We start from the raw sequence: 21,466 nt of genomic DNA on the forward strand, positions 1-21,466 counted from the left end.
ATCAAGTCAAATAAAAATTAATTATATAGAAGATAAATGGGGAGGGAATTAGATGGAAGGATTAAAAAAAATATTCATTGATTATTTTGGAGATAATGGTAGTCCAATTAAATATGTTAAAGCCCCAGGACGGGTTAATCTAATTGGGGAGCATACCGATTATAATGACGGATTTGTCTTACCAATTGCTATTGATAGAGATATTAGTATAGTGGCTCAAAAGCGAGAGGATAAAGAGGTTAAAATCTATTCTCTAGATTATAAAACAGAAGGGTCATTCTCCTTAGATAATATTCAATATAGTGAAGAAGAAAATTGGATTAATTATTTACAGGGTGTAGCTCAAATGATATTAGATGAGGGGTATCAGCTACAGGGAATGAATTTAGTCTTGACAGGAACTATCCCACAAGGAGCAGGGCTAAGTTCTTCGGCTGCTTTAGAAGTGGCTACAGCGCTGGCTTTTCAAGTGCTAAGTGGTTTTGAGTTAGATAGAGTAGAGATAGCTAAGCTTTGTCAGAAGGCTGAAAACAAATTTGTGGGAGTTAATTGTGGGATTATGGATCAATTTATCTCTGCATTAGGTCAACAGGATAATGCTCTATTCGTGGATTGTCGCTCTCATGAGTATAAGTTAGTTCCAATCGATACAAGTGAGATTAAGATAGTAATAGCTAATACTAATGTAGAACATAGCCTAGTGGATTCAGCTTATAATCAACGCTTAAGAGAATGTGCTAAAGCTGTTGACTATTTTAATAATGTGTTAGATAGAGAGATTCAGGCATTAAGAGATGTTGATATCAAGGAGTTTGAAGAGTATAAGAATGGATTAGAAGAGGTTATTAAAAAGAGAGCAGAGCATGTTATTTATGAAAATAAACGTGTTCAAGATACTATTGAAGCCTTTGCTCAGGATGATTTGAATAAAGTTGGAGAGTTGATGATTAAGTCCCATGAAAGCTTAAGAGATTTATATGAGGTTAGTTGTAAAGAGTTGGATATTATTGTTGATTTAGCCTTGGGTGTTGAGGGTGTCTTAGGTGCAAGGATGACAGGAGCAGGTTTTGGAGGATGTGTGGTAAGTTTAGTTAAAAAGGATGCAGTAGCTGAATTTAAAGAGAGAGTAGCTAAGAATTATCAAGAGAAGACAGGGATTGAGACTGATATCTATATTTGTAATATAGAAGATGGAGCCCATGAAGTGATTAGCGTTTAACTTTTTAAGGTATAGAACTGATAGGTGAATTATTTTAATAAATAGATTTTTAGATATGTGTAATTTTATAAAGAATGTATTAATTTTAAAATAAAAAAATAAGAATATTATAAAATTCCTTCTGGAATTCCTGAAGGAATTTTATTTTCAATAATAAGCTAATTTTTAATAGTAAAATGGTAAGCTATTGATTAATGATGATTTGGAAGAGTTGTTAGCAGAGATAAAAGAAAAGTATGCTTATAATGATAAAGATGATCTATTTATTAGGGATAGTATCAAAGTAGCAATGATGCTTAACCTTAGTCAAAATAAGTCAACTACTTATAAATTGTATTTAGGGATGAAGGCAAATTGATGTTAAATAATACATTGAATCTATAGATGTAAAATAATATTTGACAACACCATCAATGTATACTATAATATATCTAATAAATGTAATTAATAACATAAGCAATTGTATTGTTTTTTTTAGATTTCTTACTTTATTTAATTAATTAAGTTTCTCTGAAAATGTAAGTTACTTTACCTTACAAGAGGCTTATTAGGTTGAGAAGATAAGAGAATGTCAGAAATAAAATATAAGATTATAATTATATGTTAAATAATAGATAGGATATAATTGATGGATTAGTCGCTTTTATTCTAATAAAGCTAATTTTGAATGACAAATAGGGCAAAATAGAAATCAGATGAAAAAATAGCTGATTTGTCAATTCTCATTTAAAATTAGTGTCTAAGAAGATTGCTGATTAACATATAATGGTATCTTTTATTTTTAATAATAACTAAACCGGTTTAAGTGAAAGGAATATGATAATATGGTAACTTTAAGAGATGTGGCTAAGGAAGCAGGGGTTTCTGCTGCTACAGCTTCGTTAGCACTTAATAATAGTGATAAAGTTAATATCGATACACTAAAGAAGGTTCAGAAGATAGCTAGAGAACTTAATTACATTCCAGATGCTAGGGCAAAAGCATTAACCAAAAAGTCAACTAAGATTATTGGTTTAGTTGTACCAGAGATAAATAATCCTTTTTTTGCTGATTTGGCACAAGCTATAAAGATGAAATTAAATGAATCAGATTATAGTATTATTTTATGTGGAACACAAAATGATCCCAAAGAAGAGAAAAAATATATAGATATGTTTAGAAGTGGAATGGTTGATGGGGCTATCTTTACATGTTTAACAGAAGTAAATAATAGTTTTATAACTGAACTTGCATCTAACCATATACCTGTTGTTTATATTGATAGAATAGGTGATGATGGTGGAATTATACCTATAGTAAAATCTAATTTAAAGGATGGTGGTTATCAAATAACTCGCCATTTGATAAAGTTGGGTCATAAAAAGATTGCTTATATTGGTAGAAAAGATGAAGAGAGATATGCTGGTTTTAAAGATGCGATGTTAGAGTTTGGCTGTGAGATTAATAAAGATTATATTTTTGATAAATATCATGCATTTGAATCTGGGGTCAAAGCAGGTTTTATGTTAAATAATTTAGAAGATAAGCCAACAGGTATTATCTGTTTTAATGATGAAACAGCTATTGGATTAATGCAGACTCTAATAAAATTTGATTTTAATATTCCAAAGGATTTCTCAGTATGTGGTATTGATAATATAGATGTAGCCAAATATTATAGTCCTTCTTTAACAACTATAGATATTCCTAAAAAGAAGATGGGTAAGAAAGCAGCTGAAATATTATTGAAATTAATAGCTGGCAAAGAAGTGGAAAAAGAAGATTATTTCATCAATTATCAAGTAAAATTAATTGAACGGGATTCCAGTTCTAAATTAGAATAATCTCTTATTTAAACCGGTTTAATTAAACCGGTTTAAATAAGAGATTATAAGATCATAAGGGAGTATAAGAGATCATAAGACTATAAGAAAACATATGGCTTAATTTTAAAGAATAGATACAACCAATTTAATCCTATAAGTTTATAAGGTTTTGGAATCTAAATAACTTAATTAGGAGAGTGAGAGAATGAAAAGATATTCAATAATGATTCTAGTTGGATTGTTAGCGTTAAGTATCATTGTAAGTGGGTGTGGTAATAAAGGTGCTAGTAACACAGGTGCTAATGATAATGAAAAGGGTAAACCTGCTGAGATTTCTATTGCATCTTGGAACTTGCAAGCTGATGCTTTAGAGGAAGCTGCAGAAAAGTTTAATAAAAGTCAATCAGAGGTTAAAGTTAATGTGCGAAGAGTTTCTAATAGTTATGACTCAATTGTTCCAGCACTAACTGCTGGGATAGGAGCACCTGATATTGTTGCGGTTCAAATGAGAGATTTTGCGAACTTCATGGGTAAATTTCCTGATCAATTCGTTGACTTAAGTGATGAATTAATGCCTAGAAAAGATGAATTTTCTGATGCTGGATGGGGTGCTTCAACTAAAGATGGTAAAATATATGCTATCCCAGTTGATATTGCTCCAACTGCAGTTTATTATCGTAAAGATTATTTTGAAGAAGCTGGAATTAATCCAGATAATTTAACAACTTGGGACAAATTCATGAAAGCCGGAAAGAAATTGCAAAGTAAGTTAGATGGAGTAAAAATGACTACGTTCTCTTTAACAAGTAATGAGACCTATGATTTCTGGCAGATGATAGCTAATCAATTAGGTGGACGTTTTTATGATGAGCAAGGTAAGATTGATTTTACCAATGAGGCTAATATTAAAGCAATGAAATTAGTCAAAGAGTTAAAAGAGAAAGATTTAGTTGTTGATTCACCATCATGGAATGATAGAGTTCGTGCAGTAGTTAATGGTGAGACTGCTACAATAGTTTATCCAATCTGGTGGGCTGGTACTGTTAAGACCCAAGCAGCTGACCAAGCTGGCAAGTGGGGTATTATGCCATTACCTGCATTTACTGAAGGTGGACCAAATCAAGCCAATCTTGGTGGATCGGTTTTTGCAGTAACAACACAATCTGAGCATCCAGAGGCTGCGTGGAAATTCTTAAAATACTTATTGTTAACAGAAGAAGGGCAGAAAATTCAGATGGACTATGGACTATTCCCAGCTTGGAAACCATTCTATAAATCAGAATCCTTTGCTACTGTAGATAAGTACTTTGGCTTCTCTTTAGCTAAAAGGTTCAGTGAATTAGCTACTGATATTCCGGCTATGAAATTTGGAGAGCACTTTTATGATGTCTCTCGACCATTAGAAACTGCTTTTGGGCAGATATTAAATGGGAAAAAAGATATTAAAGAGGCTTTTAAAGATGCTGAAAAGGCTGCTTCTAAAGCGAGTGGTTTACCAGTTAGCAAATAATATTTTTACTCCCCTCTTGAATTTTCAAGAGGGGGACTTAAAAATATTATAGAATCCAAACTAGGAGGAAAAGAATATGAAAGATTTTTTTCGTAAGAATATGAAGAATATAAGCCCTTATTTATTCATAGCACCATTTTTTATGTTATTTATAGTCTTTTTTCTATACCCAATCTTTTATTCATTGGTTCTTAGTTTTAGTAAATGGACATCAGGCGGTTTAGAGTTTGTAGGTATTCAAAATTATCTTTATTTATTGACTGATCCGGTGTTTTGGAAATCATTATTGAATACAGGACAGATATTAGTTATTCAGGTTCCTATTATGCTGTTGTTAGCCTGTGTTGTTGCTGTTTTAATTAATTCTAAACATACCAAGTATAAAGCATTATTTCGCTTAGGTTTTTTTGTTCCAGTTATTATAGATCTTGTTACTTATTCTCTTGTATTCTCTTTAATGTTCAATGAACGTTATGGGATAATCAATCAATTCCTTACTTCTATTGGAATGAAGGGGATACCATGGTTTAGTAATGGTATTTGGGCTAAGGTAATGATAGCTATAGCTATGACCTGGAGGTGGACTGGCTACAATAGCATCATCATATTATCAGGATTACAGTCGATACCAGGGACTATCTATGAAGCAGCTACTATTGATGGAGCCAATAAAATAGATACCTTCTTTAAGATTACCATACCGATGTTAAAGCCTGTATTACTCTTTTGTATGATCTTATCTACTATTGGGACACTTCAATTGTTTACAGAGCCTTATATGTTAACTAAAGGTGGTCCCAATAATGAAACTTTAACAGCTATATATTATATTTATGATCGGGCTTTTGGATCATTTAAGTTTGGTTTAGCTTCTGCTGGAGCTTATATTGTTACAACGATAATAGGTATCCTATCATATATACAATTAAAAGTATCTGACGGAGGGGAGATTTAAATGAATAATAAAAAAGAATTTACAAAAATATTAGTATATATTTTTCTTGGCTTAGGTTTAGTTATCTCGATCTATCCCTTTTATTGGATGTTGACAGCTTCAACCTTAAATGAAGCTCAGATATTTAAAACGCCTCCCAAGATGATACCAGCTGGTAATTTCCTAGATAATCTTTCAATGTTATTGGATCAGATGCCTATCTGGAATGGTCTTTTCAATAGCTTATTTGTTTCAACAGTTACTACCGCAAGTATAGTTTTATTATCTGCTTTAGCAGGCTATGCCTTTTCAAAATTTCATTTTAAAGGTAGCAAAATTTTATTTGCGATTATCTTATTAACGATGATGATTCCATATCAAGTTACAATCGTTCCACTATTTATTATTATGATGAAGTTAGGATGGATTAATAGTTATAAAGCTCTGATAATTCCATACTTAGTTACTCCTTTTGGTGTGTTTTTAATGAGACAGCAGATGTTTGCTTTTCCAGAGGAGCTGATTGAGTCAGCTCGTGTAGATGGCTGTAGTGAGTTAGGAATATTCTTTAAAATTGTATTACCCAATATGTTACCTGCCTGTGCAGCTTTAGCAATAATAACCTTTTTACAGCAATGGGGTAATTTTATGTGGCCATTAATAGTTATGAATACTCAAGAGAAATTTACTATGCCTTTGATGCTGTCAATGTTAGTAGCACCAGGTCAGGTTACCAAGTACGGACCGATCATGGTAGGGTCAGTTATTGGAATTATTCCAATAGCAATACTATTTATCTTCTTCCAGAAGCAGTTTGTATCAGGGATGTTTAATGGTTCAGTTAAGGGATAGAGTTTGATATTCGAACTCCAAAATTGCTAAAAGGAGTGAGAAGATGAATAAAGATAAAATTTCTAATTATTTTCTGAAAATTTTTAGAATTAATGATTGGACTATTATGAGCAAATATATGGCTTCATTATTTTTCGTAATCTTATTATTTTTCGTTTCATTTACAATTATCCTTACCTTATTATTGGATATTAAAGCTGAAAATAACAAGGTTAAGGAGATAGGAAATGAATTAATTACTATCTCTAAAATGGAAAGTTTGATGATGCAGAAGAAAACAATAGTAATAAATTATATTAATGATTTTAATGAGCAAAATTCAAGTGGAGAGAATTATAACAATCGTCAGGCCAATTTGCTAGAGTTTAATAAGATTAAGACAGAGTATGACGGCTTGAAAGACAAACTCAACAGGGAAGTAAATAATGAAAAATTAAAAAGACTTTTTAATACTATTCAAGAGTATGATGAGAATTTTAATGAGGTTTTTTTAAAAAAGATTGTCCCCTTATTTAAAGAGAATTCTAAGTTAAATAGCTGGAGTGTAAACTCAAATCTATCAAAAGGATTTGAAAATGCAAATCAAAATATATTCTTATTAGAGACAGCTAAAGAAATTTTAATAGAAGATAGAGAGGTTATTGCTAAAGGTTCTAAAGAAAAGATAAAAATGACAATCATAACTTTAATATCTGCTATTATCATCTCTTCGGTACTGGGGTTTGTACTAATTTTAATAATAAGTACCCGAATTAAAAATAATTTGAAAAAAGTTATAAAAGTCAGTAATGAAATAGCTAAGGGCAATCTAGCTGTGGAAAAGTTAAATTATAAGGGCAAAGATGAAATTGGATTACTGGCTAAGTCAATTAATATGATGATAGATAACTTAAAAGAGGTTATCTATAAGACATTAAATGCTTCTAATAATACTTTAGTAACTACCGAAGAAATATCTGCTGCTACTGAAGAGAATAGTGCTTCAATAGAGGATGTTGCAGATGTAGTTAAAGACTTTGTTTTAACTAGCAATAAGTTAGCAAAAGTATCAACTGATATAAGTAATCTTATAGACAAGAGTGTTGAGCTTGTTGGAACTGGATTCCAAGAGATACAAGATACAGAAGGTAAGATGAATAAAATAATTAACTCTTCACAAAAATCAACAAGCAGGATGGTTGAGCTTAATGCTGAGACTGAAGAGGTGGTTAAGATAGTAGAGGTGATCTCTGAAATTGCTGAGCAGACCAATTTATTGGCTTTAAATGCATCTATAGAAGCTGCTAGGGCAAATTTTATTACGGAGGGTTCTAGCGGAACCCGTAGGGGGAAGCATGGTTCTGGTTTTGCTGTTGTAGCAGATGAGATTAGAGGGTTGGCTGCTAGAACTAAAAATTCAGTTGGTGACATTAGAAGTATCATAGATAGGGTTACTGCTAATACAGACAACGTAGTAACTAGTATTCAAAAGAATAATTTAGAGGTTGAAGCAGGTGCTCAAAGCTTGGTTCAAGCTAAAGAGACCTTTAATAAAATAGATAGCAAAATTAAGTTAATTGCCAACCAGATAAGAGAAGTGGCTAATTTAGGGAAAGAAATTTACTCTAAAAGTGCAGGAGTATCTGTAATGACAGAAGAGCAATCGGCAACTATACAGCAGATATCTACTTCTATGGATGAATTGTCAGTTATGGCAAGTAACTTAAATAATATAGTAGAGAGGTTTAATTTAGATTAAGTATAGTCTTTAGTAGTTATAAACTGAGCTGGAGGTAAACATATGAGGAGAATAATTTCATTAAATAGAGATTGGAGATATATCAGTGATTATAAGCAAGAGTATCTAAGGACTGAATATAATGATGAGATATGTGAGATTGTAAATATCCCACATGCTAATAAAACGCTTCCTTTTAATTACACCAAGGAGAAGGATTATCAATTTGTCTCCTTTTATCAAAAAGATATCTTTATTCCCAAAGAGTATAGAGATCAGAATATCTTCATCAAATTTGAAGGTGTTATGACTTATGCTAAGGTCTTCTTAAATGGAGAATATCTAGGAGAGCATAAGGGAGGATATACAGGCTTTGAAATATTATTGAATTCAGCTGTGAAATTTGAGGCTAATAATACTTTGTCAGTTGTAGTTGATTCTACAGAGAGAGCAGATATTCCCCCTTTTGGGGACAAGATAGATTATTTGACCTATGGTGGAATCTATAGAGAGGTTGAGCTGAAGGTAGTTGATAAGGTGTTTATCGAGAATATCTTTGCTAAGCCTACTGATGTATTAGAGGATAAGAAGAGGGTTGATGTAGATATAGCTATAGCCAATAGTGAAGCAGCTACAGCAGTAATTCCTATAGCTGTAACCCTCAAAGATGGTGACAGGGTTATTGAAGAGAAGAGCATAGACTATAGCTTAAGTGGTAAACTGGAGGAAGTTATTTCACTAGAATTAGAAAATTTAGAGGATATAGAACTGTGGGATATAGATAATCCTAAGTTATATCAATTAGAGGTTGAGTTAAGGAGTCTAGATAAAGATCAGAGAAGAATTGGTTTTAGAACAGCGGAGTTTAAGGCAGAAGGATTTTATCTAAATGGAGAAAAAGTAAAGATCAAAGGAATGAACAGGCATCAATCCTATCCTTATGTTGGCTATGCAATGCCTGAAAGAATCCAGAAGAAGGATGCCGATATTTTAAAGGATTTTTTAAGATTGAATTTAGTCAGAACCTCCCATTATCCCCAATCAAAACATTTTCTAGATAGATGTGATGAGATTGGATTATTGGTTTTTGAAGAATTACCAGGCTGGCAGCATATCGGTGATGATGAGTGGAAAGAGGTAGCTAAAGAGAACATAAGAGAGATGATAAAGAGAGATTTTAATAGACCATCAATTATTCTATGGGGAGTAAGAATTAATGAATCAGCTGATGACCATGATTTTTATATAGATACAAATAGGATTGCTAAAGAGTTAGACCCTACTAGACAGACCGGAGGGGTGAGGTGTATTACTGATAGTGAATTACTAGAGGATGTATATACCTTCAATGATTTTATCTTGGGTAATGGAGAGACTATTTTAAGAGAGCAAGAAGAGGTAACTGGCTTATCTAAGAAGGTACCTTATTTAGTTACAGAGTACTCTGGACATATGTATCCAACTAGAAGATATGATACAGAGGAGAGGCAGACAGAGCATACTTTAAGGCATTATAAGATCTTAAACCAAGGTAATTTAGATGATTATATCTCTGGTGTGATTGGTTGGTGTGCCTTTGACTATAATACTCACAGAGATTTTGGTTCAGAAGATAGAATCTGTTATCATGGTGTAATGGATATATTTAGAATACCTAAGTTTGCTGCCTATGTCTATCATTCTCAAGTCTCACCAGAAGTAGAAACAGTATTAGAACCAATTACAGTTTGGACTAGAGGAGAGAGAAGTGAAGCAATTATTAATCCGTTGGTGATTGCTACCAATTGTGATAAGGTTAATTTTTATTATGGTGATGAACTCTATGGAACCTATTATCCAGATGATCAGAAATTTAAAGCTTTAGAGTATCCACCAATTATTATTGAGGATTTTGGTAGTCAATGGGGTAAAACTTGGCAAGATGCTAAATTCATTGGCTATTACAATGGTGTTGAAGTCATTAATAAGAAATTGTCTTGTGAATCCTATTTGGCTGATATAGAAGTAGTTGCAGATGACTATCAGTTAAATAGTGGTGATTGGGATGCAACAAGAGTTGTGATTAAAGCTGTCGATAATCAGAATAATCAGTTGAAGTTCTATAATGGTATAGTAGAGTTGGAAATAACAGGTGTTGGTGAGATCATTGGACCGAAGTTGACCACTCTTCATGGTGGAAGTCTATCGACTTGGCTTAAGACTTCTGGAGCAGCTGGAAAGATAGAACTTAAAGTAAAGGTAGAAGACCATATTAAGCAGATTGAGATTGATGTAGTTTAAAGATAAATTAACGAGATAATCAACTTTATAAGGCTATAAGTTTATATAAAGTTTATAATAATATAATTAAACCATTAATAGAAAGGGGGTGTAACACTTATTGGTTAGAATCATCCTTTTATAAGTTTATAACTTTCTTTAATAAATTAAGTAAGGTGCTAAAGCAAATACTAGACTTAAGAAATCTTTTATTAGAATCAATTCCCCATGATTCAATAAATTAATCAATATTATTTTAATATTGATATTTTTACAGGATTAAACTTTTGATTTATTAGCTTATTAGTGCTTAATTGAGAATTAATAAGCTAATAATATAAGTTTCGATTATATTAAGAGTCGATGATTAATTTTAAGGAGGAGATAAGTAATGTTGGCAAAGAAAAAAATAGGAAGTTCTCTTTTTAATCTTATGTTACTAAGCTTGGTTCTGTTACTATTAAGTGGAGGAGCTTATGCAGATGAATCTGTTGAGCAGAGACTGACTCAAGTTGAGGAAAAACTATCTATCCTAGAAGATGGATTTGAATATAATGGTTATGCTCGAGCAGGGTATACAATGTCTATCAATGGTGGTGCAGCAAATAGTAATTTTGATTCTGATTTTGGGTTAGGGCATTTTAGATTGGGAAATGAAGTAGATACTTATGTAGAGCAGACATTTTCTAAGAAGTGGACTAAAGAAAATGGTTCTTGGATGAGAGCACAATTCTTACTTACTAATCAAAATCATGGAGACTCAACTTGGGAGACTGATGGTGCTACTGGATTACTTAGTAATGCTTATGTAGAGGCTGGTAATCTTAGCTATCTTCCAGAAAATTCTAGCATTTGGGTAGGACAGAGATTTTATGGTCGTGATGACATCCATATTATAGATTTCAAATGGCGGGCAATGGATGGATATGGAGCAGGAATTGAAAATCTTAAAACTGATTTAGGAACTTTTGATATTGCCTTTATTGGTCGTGGACATGATTCAGATGTTAGATATGACCTAGGAGAAATTTCACAGCAGAATATTGATATTAGATTAAAAGGTGTTAAGGTATTAAATGGTACTATGGATTTTGCAGTTACTCCATCTTGGGCTAAGGATAATGACTATGATGAGTATGGTTTAGGCTTAGCAGCAGTATATAATAAAGGTGACTTCTATAACTTATTACCAGGATTTAGTAAGTTTGCAATTCAGTATGGAAATAGATTAGGGGCTAGTTTAGGCGGTCCTGATGGAACATGGTTAGATACTGATGATCCTCAAAGTATTAGATTATTAACTTATGGTGTCGGTAATATAAGTGATAAGACACAGATTATGCCTGAATTTATCTATCAAATGGATGATAGAGATGATAATGATATTAATACTATTTCAGTAGGTGCTAGATTGGAGCACTTCTATAATGATACTTTTGCAATGCAATATGAATATGGTTTTGAATATCAAGATCAAGATACTTGGGATGATGCCCAAACAATTAATAAGTTTACAGTAGCTCCAACGATTACTTGGGAGAGTGATTTCTGGTCACGTCCACAATTACGTGCATTTGTTACTTATGCTACTGTTAGTGATGATGTTGATTTGGATGGTGGAAGTGCTGAGTATAAAGCAGGCGAGAGTGGTATGACTTATGGTTTTCAAACAGAGCTATGGTGGTAATAAGCTAGAAGTTGTTTAATAAGACAGGAAATTAGGTGATATTAGGGGAAGCTTAAAATAATAAGGTTAGATATCTTATTTTATTATAGGCTTCCCTTTAATATTAAATTATCTAAGTTAATTGGTAACTAGTAGTGATATGTTATATAAGTATATAATTAAAGCCTTTAATGCAAAGAAGACTAAATCTTTTATCAGCCTTATAAGACTATAATATTATAATTTTGCTAAAATAATATTGTGGAGGTAAGAGGATGAAAAAATTATTAGTATTATTGTTAGTAGCGGGATTACTTGTAATATCAGTTGCTTGTTCTTCAGACAAAGATGATGTTAGTGCTGCAGAAAATAGCAGCTATAATATTAACGGTCAAGTTATAGCAGAAACTAATGATATAGATCTAAGTAAAATAAAAGTGAAGATATCAGGAAATGAGATAGAAGATAGTACTTCTGAATTAGATGAAGAAGATATGTGGTCGGCAACTGGATTAAAAGGAGAAGTAACAGTAACTCCAGTAGATGATAGTAATCAATATACCTTTATTCCCTCAAAAGTAGTGCTGACTTCAAATTCAGAGGAGATAAGCTTTACAGTAACAGAAAGGGTTCAAATTGAACCGATTAGTGGTGTAAGTGATGATTTTATTAGAGGGATGGATGTTTCTGCACTAAAAGCAATTGAGGAGAGTGGCGGAAAGTATTATGAAAATGGAGAAGAAAAAGATTTACTAGAAATATTAAAAGGTCGTGGTGTTAACTACATTAGGTTAAGATTATGGAATGATCCATCTGGAAAAGGTGGAGGAGAGACTGATCTGGAAACAGTAAAAGAATTAGCCAAGCGAGCAAAGGATTTAGAGATGAAAGTATTCTTAGATTTTCATTATAGTGACTTCTGGGCAGATCCAGGAAAGCAAAATAAACCTGCTGCGTGGGAAGAGCTAAGCTTTGAAGAATTAAAGCAAGCAATTTATGATTTTACCTATAATTCTCTTAATGAATTAAATACTGCAGGTGCTCTGCCTGATATGGTGCAGATTGGAAATGAAGTGAATAACGGTATGTTGTGGCCTGATGGAATGTTATGGCCATATCTAGATGAGTTTCCTGATTATACTGAAGATGTTATCGGGGGCTGGAGTGGATTTGGTGCATTATTACAAGAGGGTTTAGATGCTATTGATCAGATAGAAGCAGAGACAGGGGAAGAAATAAAATCAGTCATTCATAAAGCAGATGCTGGAGAAGGAGTTGACTGGTTCATTAAAGATCTTGAAGAGAAAGCCGGCGTTATAGGGTTTGATGTAGTAGGAATTTCTTATTATCCTTATTGGGAGAAGCATGGAGGGCTTCGTGATAATTATACGGGGTGGACTAACCTTTTACAGGAGATGACAGCCTTAGCGAATAGAGGTTATGAAGTTGCAGTTGTAGAGACATCTTATGGCTTTACATTAGAAGGAGCTGATGATGAGCCAAATCATCTGGATCAAGAGAGACTTGATACAATTGCTGCACTTGATGATGGTCGATATCTACCAACTCCAAGTATTCAAGGCCAAGCTGATCTGGTTAGAGAAGTAATGGAAGTAGTCAATGAAGTCCCTGATAATAAGGGTCTTGGAATCTTTTATTGGGGGGGAGAATTAATTCCTTCCGAAGGTGCCACTTGGAAAGCTGGTGAAGAATATGGTAATGGATATGAAAATCAAGCACTGTTTGATTTTAAAGGTAATGCATTACCTTCTTTAGATGTCTTTAATAAGGTAATAGATAATTAAGTATTAATTCTTTAAAATTGTCCTCAGATTTCATGGGGGCAATTTTTATTTTTAATAATAAGCTAATTTTTAATGGTAAATAGGGCAAAATAGGAGTAAAGCGAAGGAAAAGGTGATTTTTATGGTAGAAAAGTTTACAGAATTTCAAGCTAAGAGGATGGAAATATTTAGAGAAGTCGTTAAACGGGAATGGAATGGAAAGCTGTTGACCAATGATGATTTAGAAGAGCTGGTAGCAGAGATAAAGAAGAAGTATGATTATAATGATGAAGATGACCTCTTTATTAGAGATCATATCAGAGTAGCAATGGGTCTTAACCCTAGTCAAAGTAAGTCCTTTACTTATGAATTAGAGGATATCAAGAACTTAGATCATATAGAAAAGCCGATTGTAACTAAGATAGAAGGAAGATGTGAATCCTGTGGCAAGGAGCTTGAAGAGAGGGACTGCTATAATAGTTGTAAGTATGAAGCCCACATGTATAAGAGAAGTAAAGGACCGATAATAGTCAATGAGAAGTGTTTAAATTGTGGTAGCTGTGTGAGCAGCTGTTCCTTTGGAGCTATCGCTGATAAGATAGAGTTTCTTCCTATTACTAATCTATTGAAGGATGAAGAGACCACTGTTTATGCAGCAGTTGCTCCCTCAATTGTAGGGCAATTTGGTGATGATATTACTATGGGGCAAATTAGGACAGCTCTTAAGTATATGGGTTTTCAAGATATGATTGAAGTAGCCTTGTTTGCTGACATGTTAACTATCAAGGAGGCCTTTGAATTTGATCATTTAGTCAAGAAGGAGGATGACTTTTTCTTAACAAGTTGTTGTTGTCCAGTCTGGATTAGACTTGTAGAGAACAATTATCCTGAGGTCTTTGAACATATGTCGCCCTCAGTTTCACCTATGGTCTTATCAGGGAGAATGCTCAAAAAGCTTTACCCCGACTCTAAGGTAGTCTTTATTGGGCCTTGTATTGCTAAAAAATCTGAAGCAAAGGAGCCAGAGCTGGCTGGAGCAATTGATTTTGTCTTAACTTATAGTGAGCTTGATGAGATCTTTAAAGCCTTAGATATTAACTTAGCTGAGTTACCTTCTGATGAGAAGGATCAAGCATCCTTTGCAGGCAGGGTTTATGCTAGGACTGGTGGGGTTAGCTTCTCTGTTAAAACAGTAGTAAATCGGATCGCTCCTAGAAGGTTGGTTAAACTTCGGGCTAAAAAAGTCGATGGTGTTAAGGAATGTAAGCAGATATTAGAGGATTTATTAGCAGCTAAGGAGAGAGAAGCCAACTTTGTAGAAGGTATGGGCTGTGATGGTGGTTGTGTTGGTGGACCTAGAACCAATATCGATACAGATAAAGCAACTAAGATTGTAAATGAATATGGAGAGGATTCATTGATCATGACTCCCTTTGATAATATGAATATAATTAAGATATTACAAGAGCTAGGTTCCGATAGAATAGAGGATTTGATGGATGAAGGAAATGAAGTAGGTAGATTATTGATCAGGGAAAAGCAGTGATTGATACATAAGGTGGATGTTACGATAGCAATTATTGATTTATCATTAAAGCATCGTAACATCTCTATAAACTAATATTATCTATTGACCAGTTCATTTAATCTTTCAGCTAATTCTGTTAACTCTTGTGAAGAGTGATTTATTTCATCTGACATATTGCTAATTTCAAAGGTAGCATTTAAAACTTCATCGCTATCTTTGGCTAAAAGTTGAGTAGCAGAGTTTGTCTGTTCAACATTTATTGAGGTATTTTCAATAGAGTTTTTGATAACTTCAAAGGCCTTTCCTGTTTCTAGAATTATTTTTTTACCATGTTTAGCTTTATCCTCTACTTCTTTAGCAGCACTTAAACTGTTTTGTGATTGTTTTTGTGTTTCCTTAATTAAATTAGCAATATCTTTAGTAGCCTTGGAGGTCTCTTCAGCTAATGATCTAATCTCTTCGGCTACAACAGCAAAGCCATGACCATGTTCTCCAGCTCGTGCTGCTTCGATAGCAGCATTCAGAGCTAACAAATTAGTCTGTTCAGCAATATTATTAATCAACTCTATAATCTGACCGATCTCTTTAGAGTTTTGGTCCAAATTATTTATAATAACTACTGTATTGGCAATAGAATTGCTGATATCTTCGATACTTTGTATAGTCTCCTTGATATTGCTACTACCAGTCTTACTTTGTTTGTTGGCCTCTTGGGCAAAGGCAGCTACTTCTTTAGTACTGCTAGAAATTTCTTGTATATTATTTGACATCTTCTCTATCAAAGAAGAGGTTGTTTCAATTGAAGCACTACCTTCCTCAGCAGCAGCAGATAGCTCTTGGCTAGTTGCTGTTGTTCTTTCTATAACATCTTTGATATTATCCATAATTGTGCTTAGGTTAGTTGCTAATTGATTTGATTCTAACTCCTTATCTTCTGCCAACTTTATTAATCTAGTAGCTTTTTCTACTAAAAAGACATCTAGAATACCTGCAAATAAGAAGATAACTCCTAGTAATATCCAAGTTGTAGGGTCGATGATTAGTGAAAATCTATCTTCAAATATAAAAAATTCAGTACTATACAGTATAATTGTAGGTATTACATAGAAATATATAGCTTTTTTATCAAAGTACATTGAAATTGCAATAAGGTACAAAAAGCAAGTATATAATGCAGCGGGAACGTTTTGTCCAAAATTAACAACAAATATGTTATTTCCTATAAATAGAATTAAGCCATATAGATATTTACATAAATGTTCGTACTTACTTCCATGTAATAATCTCAAACTAAAGCTTGATAGTGCCATAATAGAGACAACTGTATCCCTAAAGAGATTAGTTCCATTTAGAAGGATTAATAGTGGAATAAATCCTAATAGTAAAATAGGCATAATAATATTAACTGTTTTATTCACCTTAGACTGATGGTCAGATAGAATTGAATTATTCATATTTATCGCCCCCCTTAAAATTATAAAGATCTTTGCAACAATAAATTTCGACAAAATAATCTAAAAAACCTCTTTTTAGGTCAAATATATATTATTTAGAGGTCATAAAATTTTAAAATAGTTGAGTAAAATATTTAATCAATTAATTTATTTTTAAATACTCAAGCTTGCTGATATAATTAAAGATAATTAAAGAGATAAAAGAGGTGGAATAATGATAATTGATAATTTGAAAAATGCCAAGCTTTATTATAATTTAAATGATAGAATGGCTACAGCTTTTAATTTTTTGGCAGAAAGGGATTTATCCAATCTAGAAGTAGGGAAGTATGAAATAGCTGGCGATGATATTTACGCTTCAGTTGAAGAGTATCAGACCAAGCCTAAAGAGGAAGGTCGTTGGGAAGGGCACCGCAAGTATTTAGATATTCAGTATATAATTGAAGGTCAAGAGTTAATGGGCTGTAGTGATTTAGAGGGAATGAAGATTCTTGAAGATTATAATCAAAAGAAGGATATCTTATTCTTAGAAGGGGAAGGTGATTTCTTTACCATTAAAGCAGGAAACTTTGCCGTTTTTATGCCCCAAGATATACATATGCCTGGTCGAGCAGTAGATAAAGCAGAAAGAGTTAAAAAGGTAGTAGTTAAGGTTAAATTAGACTAAAAGAAACCCTCTAGAATATTCTAGAGGGTTTCTTTGTTTTACATTTAAGCAATATATAGTGAGTAATAAGAAGTTATTTTACTTGTTACTGGTCACTCTTTACTGCTTACAAACACATCTTATAAATCTCTACTATATCATTTTTATCTAATACCTTATAGCTACCTCTAGTACCTTTAGCTGTAGCCTTTTGAGCCATTAGCTCTAGGTTCTCATCACTTATATCATAATCTGCCAAAGAAGAAGGTGCACCCATTTCATTAAACCACTCTCTAGTCTTCTCGATTCCCTCTAAAGCGATCTCTTTGTCAGACTTACCTGCTGGATCTATATCCCAAACCCTTGTAGCATATTGTACAAACTTATCTGTACCTTCATCTAACACATACTTCATCCAGTTTGGGAAGATGATTGCTAATCCACCACCATGGGGGATATCATAGACAGCACTAACAGCATGTTCAATACCATGGCTTGCCCAATCTGTCTCTTTGCCCATAGAAAGTAAACCATTTAGTGCCAGCGTTCCTGCTAACATGATATTTGCTCTAGCATCATAATCTTCAGGATCAGCAAGAACCTTGACACTCTCTTCTCTTAGAGTCTTTAAGATGCTTTCTGCCCATCTATCTTGGATAGGTGTAGATTCAGTATGGCTGAAATATTGTTCGTAGACATGGGCTGCTATATCTATAATTCCATATACAGTATGTTCTTTTGGTACAGTAAAGGTATTGACGGGATCTAAGATTGAAAACTTAGGATAAAGCAGTTGACTACCAGCACCTACCTTCTCTTCAGTCTTTAGGTTAGAGATAACGAAGTTTGGATTCATTTCAGAGCCTGTGGCAGCTAAAGTCAGGATTGTACCTACAGGAAGGGCTTTCTTAATTCTGATTCCTTTAGAAAATAAATCCCAAGGATCACCATCATAAAAGACTGCTCCAGCAATTGCTTTACTAGCATCAATAGTACTACCTCCACCAACTGCTAAAACCAGGTCTATATCATTTTCTCTACAGATTTTAACACCTTCTCTGACACTAGTTACTCTAGGGTTGGGTTTAATCCCTGAAAGCTCATAAATATCTAGATCCTTTTCTTGTAGTGAAGCAATAACCTGATCATATAAACCAATTCTTTTGACACTACCTCCACCTGTAACTACTAATACTTTATCACCATATTCCTTAACCTTCTTACCTACTTTTTCAACTTGACCTTTACCAAAAATTAATTCAGTGGGGTTATGGAATTTAAAGTTATTCATTATGTAAAATCCTCCTTTTAAATGATATATCTTAGTTTTGGTTTAAGTAAGGTTCTTTCTTATAATTTACGCAGTCTTATACTTAACCTTAAGCTTAGTTATTCATTCTCAATTTCAAAATATCTAGTATCTACGACACTTCTTGAACGTACTTCATTACAGTTATGGCAGAAGAAGCTGACACTACCACAAGCTTGTAATAGCTCTAACTCATCTCCACATTTGTCACAGAAGTTTTTAACATTCTTAATCTCATAATCGGTAAAGTCATCACAGTATTTACAGAAATATTTCTTCTCACCAGCTTCAAAGACTGTTCTCATAATCTTATTACATTCTTGGCAGATAGCCTTCTTCATGCATATCACCTCACTTTATTTAACTACTTTTAATTATATCAAATCTGTGGCTTTTATCAAATTAAGAAAAAGTAAAGACATCCTTTCTTTTATTAAATCTTAATATCTATATTCTGTCCAAGATGTAACTCTGATAATCTTTTTAGATTTTTCACAGCTGTATTCAACAGCTGTATTCAATGGAACTATTAAATTTATTCCTTGATTTTGGGATCGATTTTAAAGTATCGCAATATCTATAAAAACAGACTTAGATATAACTTTGGAGCTACAAATCTACAATCAAATAATTTAGTCTAAAGCTTAAGAATTAAAATTCTAATAAATTATTGCATAAATAAAATGAGTGATGTATAATTATAAGGAAAATGATTAAAAATGGTCAAAAAAGGGAAAGGGATTAATATATCGTCGTTACTAACTTTATTAAGTATGTTATTGCTTTGGTTAATATCTACTTAATTATAATTAACAGTGAAATTGATATTCTAGTCCACTTCTCTAAGGAAGTATATTTATAATGAAATTTATATTGGTTGATTTAAATAATTTATTAAAAAATTAGTGAAAATAAACTAGAAAGGATGTGTATTGATTGCTAGCTGATAAGATGGAGATTTTAAAAGAGTCAATTCCCTTTTTACTCAAAGGGGCTTTTATGACTATAGAATTAACTACATTTGCTGTAGTAATCGGTATTATTTTAGGTACGATTTTAGGACTAGCAAGGGTCTCCCATAACAAATTACTTAATGGTATTGCAAAGGCTTATATTGAGTTTTTTAGAGGGACTCCATTATTGGTTCAATTATTCCTATTATATTTTGGGTTACCAAACATAGGAATTGATATTAGTGCTTATTTTGCAGCTATTTTGGGATTGGGGTTAAATAGTGGAGCATATGTAGGTGAGGTGGTGCGTTCTGGAATTAAATCTATTGATAAAGGGCAGATGGAAGCAGCTCGTTCAGTAGGGATGAGCTATCCTCAGGCTATGCAATATGTAATCTTACCTCAGGCTATTAAGAGAGTAATTCCACCTTTAGGTAATGAATTTATTGCTCTATTAAAGGATTCTTCTTTAGTATCGGTAATTGCTGTTAAGGATTTAACTAGACAAGGGCGATTAATTATTAGTAGAACCTATGAATCTTTTTTAATTTTTGCAGCAGTAGCAGTATTATACTTTATCATGACCTTTATTATGACACGGATAGTTAATTATGCTGAAAGGAGGTTAAGCATCAGTGATTAAGGTAGAGGATTTACACAAGAGCTTTGGAGAATTGGAAGTTTTAAAAGGTATTAATGAAGAGGTAAAGCAAGGAGAGGTTGTTGTTGTGATTGGACCTAGTGGCTCTGGAAAGAGTACCTTCTTAAGATGCTTAAACCTCTTAGAGGATATTACTGCAGGAAAGGTCTATATTGAAGGAGAGCAGATCAATTCACCTCAAGCAGATATTGATTTGATCCGTCAAGAGACAGGAATGGTATTTCAGCACTTTAACCTCTTTCCCCATAAGACGGTTTTAGATAATATAACCTTAGCACCGATTAAGGTTAAAAGGCTTAATAAAAAAGAGGCAGAGAAGATAGCTTATGAGCTATTAGAAAAGGTTGGTTTAAAGGATAAAGCTGATTCATATCCAAGCCAATTATCTGGCGGACAGAAGCAGAGAATTGCTATTGCTAGAGCTTTAGCAATGCAGCCAAAGGTAATGTTATTTGATGAACCTACTTCTGCTTTAGATCCAGAGATGGTAGGAGAGGTATTAGGGGTTATGAAGGATTTAGCCAATGAAGGTATGACAATGGTAGTTGTGACTCATGAGATGGGGTTTGCTCGTGAGGTAGGGGATCGGGTATTATTTATGGATCATGGGATAGTTGTTGAAGAAGGAGATCCAGAGCAGATATTTACTAATCCCCAAGAAGAGAGAACTAAAGAGTTTTTAGCCAAGATATTATAAATGATATAGTGTGAGTCTAAGGTTGAGTTTAAGTAGAGCTATAAGGGAAATTTAAAGCTTAAACTTAGACTTCATCTTATTCTTAATCCAAATCTTTGCTCGATATTGTTGACAATTTTTGTTTATTATGTTATAGTTTTAGCTGGAAAGTGATAAAATCACTAAAATTTTTTTAGCAATTTTTTAGGAGGAATGCAAGAATGAGATTAGAAGGAAACGTAAAATGGTTTGACAATGAAAAAGGTTATGGATTTATTGAAAGAGAAGGTGGAGATGACGTATTTGTACACTTCTCTGCAATTGAAGGAGATGGATTCAAAAGCTTAGAAGAAGGTCAAGCTGTTGAATTTGAAATCGTTGAGGGAGAAAGAGGACCTCAAGCTGATAATGTAGTTAAGCTTTAATTCTATACATAGGTAATTAGAGCATTATGTGTGACCCCAGATTAATCTGGGGTCTTTAGTATTTTTTG

18 protein-coding genes are annotated in these 21,466 nt (G+C 33.1%); 15 read left to right on the forward strand and 3 right to left on the reverse strand.

Features of this window, described 5'->3' with window-relative positions; genetic code table 11:
• Positions 1 to 52 precede the first annotated feature (52 nt).
• From BX659_RS09525 to BX659_RS09570, 11 genes are all read left to right on the forward strand, one after another.
• Positions 53 to 1,219 (forward strand): galactokinase, encoded by a 1,167-nt coding sequence (locus tag BX659_RS09525; RefSeq protein WP_097018014.1) that lies wholly within the window; start codon positions 53 to 55, stop codon positions 1,217 to 1,219.
• Positions 1,220 to 1,406: 187 nt separating this feature from the next.
• A complete protein-coding gene (locus tag BX659_RS19020) occupies positions 1,407 to 1,577 on the forward strand; it encodes a hypothetical protein (protein WP_172431905.1) in 171 nt (56 codons plus the stop codon).
• A gap of 466 nt (positions 1,578 to 2,043) precedes the next feature.
• A complete protein-coding gene (locus tag BX659_RS09530) occupies positions 2,044 to 3,042 on the forward strand; it encodes a LacI family DNA-binding transcriptional regulator (protein ID WP_097018015.1) in 999 nt (332 codons plus the stop codon).
• A gap of 187 nt (positions 3,043 to 3,229) precedes the next feature.
• The gene (locus BX659_RS09535) at positions 3,230 to 4,534 is read left to right on the forward strand and encodes an ABC transporter substrate-binding protein (protein WP_097018016.1); all 1,305 of its coding nucleotides are present in this window, start codon (positions 3,230 to 3,232) and stop codon (positions 4,532 to 4,534) included.
• Positions 4,535 to 4,610: 76 nt separating this feature from the next.
• Positions 4,611 to 5,489, forward strand: coding sequence for a carbohydrate ABC transporter permease (locus tag BX659_RS09540; protein WP_097018017.1), 879 nt, complete (start codon positions 4,611 to 4,613; stop codon positions 5,487 to 5,489).
• Positions 5,490 to 6,320 (forward strand): carbohydrate ABC transporter permease, encoded by an 831-nt coding sequence (locus BX659_RS09545; RefSeq protein WP_097018018.1) that lies wholly within the window; start codon positions 5,490 to 5,492, stop codon positions 6,318 to 6,320.
• 43 nt (positions 6,321 to 6,363) lie between these two features.
• Positions 6,364 to 8,058 carry a methyl-accepting chemotaxis protein gene (locus tag BX659_RS09550; protein WP_097018019.1) on the forward strand — a complete coding sequence of 565 codons (1,695 nt, stop codon included), beginning with the start codon at positions 6,364 to 6,366 and terminating at the stop codon, positions 8,056 to 8,058.
• 42 nt (positions 8,059 to 8,100) lie between these two features.
• Entirely contained in the window at positions 8,101 to 10,317 is a 2,217-nt protein-coding gene (locus tag BX659_RS09555; protein ID WP_097018020.1) for a glycoside hydrolase family 2 protein, read from the forward strand.
• Positions 10,318 to 10,687: 370 nt separating this feature from the next.
• Positions 10,688 to 11,983 carry a carbohydrate porin gene (locus BX659_RS09560; RefSeq protein ID WP_097018021.1) on the forward strand — a complete coding sequence of 432 codons (1,296 nt, stop codon included), beginning with the start codon at positions 10,688 to 10,690 and terminating at the stop codon, positions 11,981 to 11,983.
• A 254-nt stretch (positions 11,984 to 12,237) separates the two neighbouring features.
• On the forward strand, positions 12,238 to 13,767 hold the full coding sequence (locus tag BX659_RS09565; RefSeq protein WP_097018022.1) for a glycoside hydrolase family 53 protein: 1,530 nt from the start codon (positions 12,238 to 12,240) through the stop codon (positions 13,765 to 13,767).
• Between the two features lie 121 nt (positions 13,768 to 13,888).
• Positions 13,889 to 15,292 carry a [Fe-Fe] hydrogenase large subunit C-terminal domain-containing protein gene (locus tag BX659_RS09570; RefSeq protein ID WP_097018023.1) on the forward strand — a complete coding sequence of 468 codons (1,404 nt, stop codon included), beginning with the start codon at positions 13,889 to 13,891 and terminating at the stop codon, positions 15,290 to 15,292.
• A gap of 77 nt (positions 15,293 to 15,369) precedes the next feature.
• Here BX659_RS09570 and BX659_RS09575 read toward each other — a convergent pair whose 3' ends face one another.
• Positions 15,370 to 16,728, reverse strand: coding sequence for a methyl-accepting chemotaxis protein (locus tag BX659_RS09575; RefSeq protein WP_097018024.1), 1,359 nt, complete (start codon positions 16,726 to 16,728; stop codon positions 15,370 to 15,372).
• A gap of 214 nt (positions 16,729 to 16,942) precedes the next feature.
• Here BX659_RS09575 and BX659_RS09580 point away from each other — a divergent pair, with 214 nt between their 5' ends.
• Positions 16,943 to 17,395 carry a YhcH/YjgK/YiaL family protein gene (locus BX659_RS09580; RefSeq protein WP_097018025.1) on the forward strand — a complete coding sequence of 151 codons (453 nt, stop codon included), beginning with the start codon at positions 16,943 to 16,945 and terminating at the stop codon, positions 17,393 to 17,395.
• Between the two features lie 106 nt (positions 17,396 to 17,501).
• Here BX659_RS09580 and BX659_RS09585 read toward each other — a convergent pair whose 3' ends face one another.
• Positions 17,502 to 18,665 (reverse strand): iron-containing alcohol dehydrogenase, encoded by a 1,164-nt coding sequence (locus BX659_RS09585; RefSeq protein WP_097018026.1) that lies wholly within the window; start codon positions 18,663 to 18,665, stop codon positions 17,502 to 17,504.
• A gap of 98 nt (positions 18,666 to 18,763) precedes the next feature.
• On the reverse strand, positions 18,764 to 19,024 hold the full coding sequence (locus BX659_RS09590) for a YfgJ family double zinc ribbon protein (protein WP_097018027.1): 261 nt from the start codon (positions 19,022 to 19,024) through the stop codon (positions 18,764 to 18,766).
• A 610-nt stretch (positions 19,025 to 19,634) separates the two neighbouring features.
• Here BX659_RS09590 and ehuC point away from each other — a divergent pair.
• From ehuC to cspD, 3 genes are all read left to right on the forward strand, one after another.
• Positions 19,635 to 20,279: an ectoine/hydroxyectoine ABC transporter permease subunit EhuC gene (ehuC, locus tag BX659_RS09595; RefSeq protein WP_097018092.1), complete on the forward strand. Its 645-nt coding sequence runs from the start codon at positions 19,635 to 19,637 to the stop codon at positions 20,277 to 20,279.
• On the forward strand, positions 20,272 to 20,994 hold the full coding sequence (locus tag BX659_RS09600) for an amino acid ABC transporter ATP-binding protein (RefSeq protein ID WP_097018028.1): 723 nt from the start codon (positions 20,272 to 20,274) through the stop codon (positions 20,992 to 20,994). The genes ehuC and BX659_RS09600 overlap by 8 nt, the downstream gene beginning before the upstream one ends.
• Before the next feature lie 200 nt (positions 20,995 to 21,194).
• A complete protein-coding gene (gene cspD / locus BX659_RS09605) occupies positions 21,195 to 21,398 on the forward strand; it encodes a cold-shock protein CspD (RefSeq protein WP_097018029.1) in 204 nt (67 codons plus the stop codon).
• Positions 21,399 to 21,466 lie beyond the last annotated feature (68 nt).

The organism is Orenia metallireducens, assembly GCF_003001995.1.
Taxonomy (GTDB): Bacteria; Bacillota; Halanaerobiia; order Halobacteroidales; family Halobacteroidaceae; genus Orenia; species Orenia metallireducens_B.